At 46.5% G+C, this 6,595-nt stretch carries 11 protein-coding genes; all 11 read left to right on the top strand.

All coding sequences use genetic code 11. The annotated features are described in order from the left end of the window. Window positions 1-418: DUF6876 family protein (locus ACEW9I_RS08080; RefSeq protein WP_373539843.1), on the top strand; the 418-nt coding region annotated here is incomplete at its 5' end. 114 nt (window positions 419-532) lie between these two features. Continuing rightward, complete coding sequence (locus ACEW9I_RS08075; protein WP_373539842.1) at window positions 533-1,375, top strand: DUF5895 domain-containing protein; 843 nt, start codon at window positions 533-535, stop codon at window positions 1,373-1,375. A 75-nt stretch (window positions 1,376-1,450) separates the two neighbouring features. Then, a complete protein-coding gene (locus tag ACEW9I_RS08070; RefSeq protein WP_015328727.1) occupies window positions 1,451-1,855 on the top strand; it encodes a hypothetical protein in 405 nt (134 codons plus the stop codon). 421 nt (window positions 1,856-2,276) lie between these two features. Further along, entirely contained in the window at window positions 2,277-2,534 is a 258-nt protein-coding gene (locus tag ACEW9I_RS08065) for a hypothetical protein (RefSeq protein WP_373539841.1), read from the top strand. 96 nt (window positions 2,535-2,630) lie between these two features. After that, a complete protein-coding gene (locus ACEW9I_RS08060) occupies window positions 2,631-2,783 on the top strand; it encodes a hypothetical protein (protein ID WP_373539840.1) in 153 nt (50 codons plus the stop codon). A gap of 79 nt (window positions 2,784-2,862) precedes the next feature. Continuing rightward, window positions 2,863-3,126: a single-stranded DNA-binding protein gene (locus tag ACEW9I_RS08055; protein ID WP_373539839.1), complete on the top strand. Its 264-nt coding sequence runs from the start codon at window positions 2,863-2,865 to the stop codon at window positions 3,124-3,126. A gap of 68 nt (window positions 3,127-3,194) precedes the next feature. Continuing rightward, complete coding sequence (locus ACEW9I_RS08050; protein ID WP_373539838.1) at window positions 3,195-3,590, top strand: hypothetical protein; 396 nt, start codon at window positions 3,195-3,197, stop codon at window positions 3,588-3,590. Window positions 3,591-3,667: 77 nt separating this feature from the next. After that, on the top strand, window positions 3,668-4,783 hold the full coding sequence (locus tag ACEW9I_RS08045; RefSeq protein WP_373539837.1) for a class I SAM-dependent methyltransferase: 1,116 nt from the start codon (window positions 3,668-3,670) through the stop codon (window positions 4,781-4,783). 76 nt (window positions 4,784-4,859) lie between these two features. Then, on the top strand, window positions 4,860-5,132 hold the full coding sequence (locus ACEW9I_RS08040) for a hypothetical protein (RefSeq protein ID WP_373539836.1): 273 nt from the start codon (window positions 4,860-4,862) through the stop codon (window positions 5,130-5,132). A gap of 390 nt (window positions 5,133-5,522) precedes the next feature. Then, the gene (locus ACEW9I_RS08035) at window positions 5,523-5,852 is read left to right on the top strand and encodes a hypothetical protein (RefSeq protein WP_373539835.1); all 330 of its coding nucleotides are present in this window, start codon (window positions 5,523-5,525) and stop codon (window positions 5,850-5,852) included. A gap of 110 nt (window positions 5,853-5,962) precedes the next feature. Continuing rightward, the gene (locus ACEW9I_RS08030) at window positions 5,963-6,565 is read left to right on the top strand and encodes a hypothetical protein (protein WP_373539834.1); all 603 of its coding nucleotides are present in this window, start codon (window positions 5,963-5,965) and stop codon (window positions 6,563-6,565) included. The last annotated feature ends 30 nt before the right edge of the window (window positions 6,566-6,595 follow it).

The following is a 6,595-nucleotide window of genomic DNA, read 5'->3' as shown; positions in this document are numbered from 1 at the left end:
TACTACCAATCCGATTCTCAATACTAAATTTATGAACAGACAATACTTAAATGCAGAGCAATTCCAAGCCGATCTCGCTCAATTCAATGGCTCGGAAAAGTCATATTATCGCGATACACCTTTAGGACGTATCGAGTATACCGATGGAATTCGCTATCTCCAACAAAACGGCTGCCTGTGGATAGTCGATGCAATCGCTAGCTATCAAACTCAGGAGTTCAAAGCAGCGGACGACCGACAGTTTTGGAAATTACGAGTAAATCTCGATACTCATTCAGCAAAGCTAGTTTGTGATGACGGTAACGGCAATATTCGCGTGACTCAAAAGATTGAGTTGACCGACTTTCCACTAAGCGAACTCCGCATCTATGTTGAGATTACCGATCGTGTGTTTCTGTGTTTGATGTCCGAGTATTAAGTGCGAATTCATAGGTGGATAGTTTGCAGATCCTTAGACCTGCAAGCTATTCTTTAGGCTTTTCGGCAGAGCCGTATCCATTCGACTGATTCATTATCTTTAGGAGTTTTTATCATGACTAATCCTCAACCAGTCCGCGATCGCTTTGCCTCTCCCGAATATTGCAATCCCAATGCCAAGCTCCCATACATTCAAAGCCTCCGAGGTGAAAATCCTGGCGAATGTGGGTTCTTCGTCAGCCTCGACCAAATGGGAAAAGCGAGCTGGCTGAATATACCCGAAACTTTGGATAGCTATACCTTCTCCAGTGGTGCGATCGAGAAGGGCTTGATATTTCGCCAGCCTCGAATGCTTGTAATACCCAAGTCGGGACTGCTAGCGGCTCGAAGTGTCAAAGGCGAAAACGGTAGCTCCGAGTTGCAACTGCTTGGAAAGTACGGTGAATTTAAAGGTCAAGCTGGTGTCTCTAACATCCAGATCTTTGAAGTGATGTTACTCGATCTCAATAATTGCCTCCTGCACGAGATCCCCTTCCAGTACATCGCCAAAGGTGCTACCCAAGCGACTTTCTCATTCCACTACCAGCAGTTTCTTCTAGAGATAACTACGTGTCATGCCCAAGCTAACGGCATCTCCGCACGTCCGAAGACCCTCGAATTTAACGCCTTATGCGTATTCGAGTTTGAAGTCGTGCGCGAGCTGGCGGGTAACGGTCAGAAAGCACCTGCTTGTAAGATTGCCAGTCATACCAAACCCACAATGGGCAACTGGGAGAGCTTCTTTCTCGGTCGCAATGACGAACTGGCCGATCGCGTATTTCAATTGCTGGATATCCCCGTAAGTAACGCAGTACTCGCCGCCGCCAAGCCCATTGCCCAGATCGCTCCTGCCTCCCCTGAGCCAGTCCAAACCCTTACTACCGATGATGGTGAGGACGAAGCTGACATCCCATTCTAGCCATCTGCCCCATCGACCGTTCTTACCTGCGAACTCTGGAGGAGTTCGCAGGTATTTTTATTAATAGAGGTAATCATGTATTCATCCACAGCCGGAGTTGGTTCGAGTTTACAGTATTTAAAGAAATTTCCAGAATATCAAAATAATCAATTGCTAATCTTGGCGGGTCTAGAGATGACGATCGCCTACGAACTATTGGCGGCTCGACAAAGAATTTGGTGCTCTATCTTCTGGAAACGCAGTAATAGTGCTACTAAATTTGCTGTCAACAAAAAGATGGAGGGTATCGCCTTCGACGCTGGTACTTCAATCATTAATGCTGGTAAACTACTCAATCGATACTATGACCAGTATGGAATCGACGAGCTAGATCGGGAGAATTGGAGTCAAATTATTATGTCTTTAATCAATGCCGATCGCTGGCTCAAAGAACAATTTGGTAATGATTGTAAATCTAAACAATTAAAGATCGATCTTTAATTGCCATCGCGTAGCCAGCCGATCCGGTCTGGATCGGTATTCTTTGCTGCGGCTGATATCAATCGCGCAAGCGCACCACTATACAACCCGATTAACTCACCCCCATAAAAAATATGCGTTCGTATTTAGTGCTACGCCTTAATCACCGCGAATCTCGCCAACGCCTAGTTAACAAGATTGTTTGTTCGCCCAACCAACTGCTTAATAAACTTAACGCTCTTACCGATTCATACGGAGAATACGCCTACAAAACAATCCGCGAAGTTATCGATAGTTACACAGACGATGATTCTTCGATGACAATCATTGATTTAGCTACCCTAGACTTTGTTTCAACTTGACTTAGCAACGATCTCAACTGAGATCGCCGCTATCTTTTTAAACTCAAAATGCCTTTGGGCTTTTTCTATACCCGATCGATATGAATCAACCCAATCTTAGAAAGTTTAAAGTTGCCGAAGTCAGCTTTAAATTCACCTGTTCGATCGAACACACAGCATTTTATATATTTGATAAAGTCGCAAGAGATCTCACAAGGCAGTATGCAAAAAAGTTGTTCGGACGGCTGGGTGATGTCGCTTCTTTGCGCGAAGGTCGCCACGGTTTACCACCATACCGATATTGGAACTACGAAGGCTATATTTGCAAATTCGACAAGTTCGGTCGCTCGTTCGCGTAGCGTCGGCAGAGCCGAATCGAAGGTCGCTGTATCGACTTCAACTTTACCGAGATTACTGCTCCTATTAAGACTGACACTCGTATCCAGCGACGATTGATGCTCCTGCACCAGCACATTAATTCGGCATATTTGATTACAGAACTGCGACATCAAGCATTGCAAGCACGAGTGTTAGTCAATCCTGAATATTATGGCGTTTGTCCCATTCCCGCTAGGGTTATCACTCTAGCTGATGTGCTGCTGGAGTGACCGTAAGAACCATCGGCAAAGCCGAATTGAGTTGAAGCAATAGTGCTTCAACTCACCCATCCTTTGGAGGAATCCGCTTATGCAAGTTAACATTTCCGGTTTAGTCGGTCGCGCTCCTAAGTGTTTACTCGATGATAGTTCGATCCTCGAAGCTGCCCTAGCAGTGCCAACTAGTGACGGAAAAGATTGGTTTGCGGTCAGATTTAGCGATGCCTTCGTCGATGCTGCCCAAACCATTCGCAAAGGCGACACGATTACCGTCACTGGCGAGCTGACTTTTGAACCACTCCCCGACGGTTCGACCGCGCTCTTTAAGCCTGTTGTTACTGTTTCGGATTTGTAAGTGTGCGATTTCGCTGTTGCTCGACTTGCTTTTGCCATATCCACTTACCCTACCTTTGGAGACTACTCATGAACTCTGCTACTTCCAATCTCGTTATCCTGACCGCTGAAATTAACGGTGACAAGCTGACTGGTACTGCCATCGACGGCGATATCAAAGTGCTGTTTAGTACTGGTGCGAGCGAGATCTACCAGCGGCTATTTGTGCCCTCCGCCAATCTCGTCGTTAGTGGCAAGTTTCGGCTCGGTCGTGACGTTTGCACTGTCGGCATCGCGATCGCGAGTGTCATTGCCGTCGTCTCTTTGCCTGTCGCAACTCCTATTGAAGTTGCAACTCCTATCGTTGGCGAAGCCTCTCCCTCGGAGAATCGAGTTGTCGCCTCTAGCGATGCTCCCGCTAAGTCCAAGCGCAAGACCTCCACCACTCGCAGCAAGAAAACTGCGAAGACCCCAATTGCAGCTTAATGTCCTCCTGCTCGATCGGCCCCAACCATCTAGTGATGGTTGGGGCTGTTTTTTATTATCTATCATCCTCAAACCTCATGAGAACCATCGATAACCCAGCCCAGCTCAAGCTAGACCTATTTGCACCGCAGCTCGTAGCACAGAGCGATAACATCCCAGAAGTCCGATATCTACATCCTCAACCAATATCGAGCCGCAGCCTCAAACTGGCTGATAAATTGGATAAACTAGCTGCCACAATGCAGACAACCATCGACTCAAAACTGCATCCCGCAATCGGGCAACAAAACATCACCGCCCGTCGTTCGCGAATTGCCGCTGGAATGCGCGAAGAAGGCGAGCATTTAGCACTCATCCAACGTTTGCTCGAAGGACTCGCCCAGTCACATCGTACTGGCACATGTCCTCCTCAGTTTGCGAAAATTGACAACCGCAAGCAATTAGCCGATCTCGCTACCCTTTGCCGCTGGTACGAAGAAGATTCTAAGTATCTCCAGGACTCCTTTACCTACGGTTATTCGATCGTCGAGCGACTCGTACAGTTTGGCATTAGATCGAAGGATGAAGCGATCGCGGCTGTGGAACTGTTGGATGGTCTATGCTTTGGCAATCCCGCACCTGAGATCGACAGGTCTGTTGAGAAGGCGAACGAGCTGCGTCGTCGAGCGATTTATACTAAAGTGCCTGACTTCTTCCCGACTCCGCCAGAGCTAATCGCTCGGATGCTAGAGTTTGCAAACGTCCAGCCCCATCACCGCTGCCTCGATCCAGAAGGCGGTGCTGGAGATATTTGCCTTGCCGTCCGTACTTTGGGCGTATCGGCTATCGATTGTTTCGAGATTAATTCAGATTTACACCAAGCACTCACCCTACGAGGTTTTCAGCCGCATGGTCGAGATTTTCTTGCCGCTACTCCGCGACCGATTTACGACCGCGTACTGATGAATCCACCATTTTCTGGGGATGCTTATATCGACCACGTTCGAGCTGCCTATAACTGGTTGGCTCCTAGCGGCGAACTTGTGGCGGTATTGCCCAATGGCTATTGTGGCAGTTGCATCACCAAGCGTCGGGAATTCACCGATTGGCTCGACGACCTTGGAGTCGATCGTTACGATAATCTCGCCGATGCTTTTACTAAGAGCGACCGTAGCTGTGGAGTGTCCACTCATCTGATTCACCTCAAACGTTAAGCCATATCTGTCCGAGCTTAGGCTAAGTCTGGGCTTGACGGTTCTATTCGATCCTCCAACTATATTCAAGCAACTTATGAACATTTCAGAAATTCCCAATGTTTCCACATCCGCCGCAGCTTACTTACTGCAAGCTGCAATCGAACTTGCCACTGAAGCAGATTTCGAGCCTACAAGCGAAGCTCAAATGCGCCAGTGGATCGACCGAAACTCTCACGCGATCGCCGAACGAGCGCAAGAATTGCAAAATGAACTACTTATTAAATTCTACGAGCATCGCCAGCTAATTAACGAAGCTATCAGCACAAATACATGGGAAAAGGTACGCCAACATGAACAGACTAATTAAAGCCTCGATCGCCAACGAAACTTGTGGTGATGAAACTGAAGCTACGATTCTCCGTTGGAGAGGCTGTGCCTAACGGCAGGCTATCGCCAACGCCAACGAAATCAAACAAATGCAGTCTGATATCGCTGGTGGTGAAGATATTCACGATCTGCTGTTAATCTATGGTTTAACTTTAGATGATGCAGTTGATGTACTTATCTTTGATGTTTAATATTACAACACTTTCAGGAGATGCTTCGATCGAGCCGATAAGTGATATTGTCACAGCCTATCGAACGGTTAATTCGTAGGAAACTCGGCATAGCCGCAGTTAATCGACGGCTCGAATTCTTGCCGCTGGATCTTGAAAGGTCTGGCGGCTTTCCTGTATCCACCCATAAATCTAAAATCATGACAACTGGAATCTCGCTTCAAGAAATTTATGAAATCAGGAGATCTATGGCAAGTATATTGTTAACGGGAAAATTAGAGTGGTGGAAATACACGCGATATAACTTATATACATTAAATAATTGTGTATACCTTCGAGTAGAGATATATTCTACTAACCGCAATTTTGAAGACCTTCCTGCTTCTTTGTGTGTCAATGATGCAGGAAAAATTATCTTACACACTCCGAACGGCGGAACTAAGAAATTTACTCATCAAAATCTGGCAGAAACGCTAAGTATTGTCAATACTGAAATGACAAATCTTAAAGCCGAATTAAAGAATTTCTAGCCGACAGCGGCAGAGCCGCATCTATTTGAGAACGAGAATTCTTGCCGCTAAACCTTTGAAGATTTAGCGGCTTTCTCATATCCATTACTAACTTATTTGAGGTCAACATCATGAAGACTGGTCTAACTCTCGTTCAACTCGCCGAAGAACTCACCGCTCAACAAGAGTCCAAACGCGACTTCCACGCGCCCACCTCTAGCTTGAGTATGCTCGGCAATGGTAACTTTCAACTAGAAACCAACAATGGTAGTGAAGAAATGCCAGCAACCGACTACGCCCACGCCCAAATGGCCAGCCGCATCCAGGTTCCAAAGCCATATTACGATCGGATGCGCTCGTTATCTCCCGAACTCTTGTCTACTAATATCAACTATTGGCTGGGTAAAAAGCAGGGCGAAACCTCGCTGATTCGTACTTTACGGGGTCAAATGCGAGCGTTTCTTTCTAATCGCTATCGGATCGTAGACAACCACGAGATTCTAGCGATGGTAATGCCTGAGCTGGCTGAAATGGGTGAAGGTATTACCATCGCAAGCTGCAACGTTACCGAAGAGAAAATGTACTTGAAAGTTATTAACACCAACATTGAAGCTGCTATCTCCGTTGGCGACCCAGTTCAAGCGGGATTCGTGCTGTCGAATGGCGAACTCGGTTATCTCATACAAATATTTTATATTAAACAACAACAACAGCGACTCTCTTTTTTTATCTAGTATAAACATAGGTTAATACAAACTTTAATC

Source organism: Chamaesiphon sp. (genome assembly GCF_041738855.1).
Taxonomy (GTDB): Bacteria; Cyanobacteriota; Cyanobacteriia; order Cyanobacteriales; family Chamaesiphonaceae; genus Chamaesiphon.
The sequence above is the reverse complement of the archived record's forward strand: the minus strand, read 5'-3'. Positions and strand labels throughout refer to the sequence as shown.

Excerpts from the sequence above, each read along its gene's own strand:
- ACEW9I_RS08075 (WP_373539842.1), top strand. The coding sequence starts at position 533 with ATGACTAATCCTCAACCAGTCCGCGATCGCTTTGCCTCTCCCGAATAT.
- ACEW9I_RS08070 (WP_015328727.1), top strand. The coding sequence starts at position 1,451 with ATGTATTCATCCACAGCCGGAGTTGGTTCGAGTTTACAGTATTTAAAG.
- ACEW9I_RS08065 (WP_373539841.1), top strand. The coding sequence starts at position 2,277 with ATGAATCAACCCAATCTTAGAAAGTTTAAAGTTGCCGAAGTCAGCTTT.
- ACEW9I_RS08060 (WP_373539840.1), top strand. The coding sequence starts at position 2,631 with ATGCTCCTGCACCAGCACATTAATTCGGCATATTTGATTACAGAACTG.
- ACEW9I_RS08055 (WP_373539839.1), top strand. The coding sequence starts at position 2,863 with ATGCAAGTTAACATTTCCGGTTTAGTCGGTCGCGCTCCTAAGTGTTTA.
- ACEW9I_RS08050 (WP_373539838.1), top strand. The coding sequence starts at position 3,195 with ATGAACTCTGCTACTTCCAATCTCGTTATCCTGACCGCTGAAATTAAC.
- ACEW9I_RS08045 (WP_373539837.1), top strand. The coding sequence starts at position 3,668 with ATGAGAACCATCGATAACCCAGCCCAGCTCAAGCTAGACCTATTTGCA.
- ACEW9I_RS08040 (WP_373539836.1), top strand. The coding sequence starts at position 4,860 with ATGAACATTTCAGAAATTCCCAATGTTTCCACATCCGCCGCAGCTTAC.
- ACEW9I_RS08035 (WP_373539835.1), top strand. The coding sequence starts at position 5,523 with ATGACAACTGGAATCTCGCTTCAAGAAATTTATGAAATCAGGAGATCT.
- ACEW9I_RS08030 (WP_373539834.1), top strand. The coding sequence starts at position 5,963 with ATGAAGACTGGTCTAACTCTCGTTCAACTCGCCGAAGAACTCACCGCT.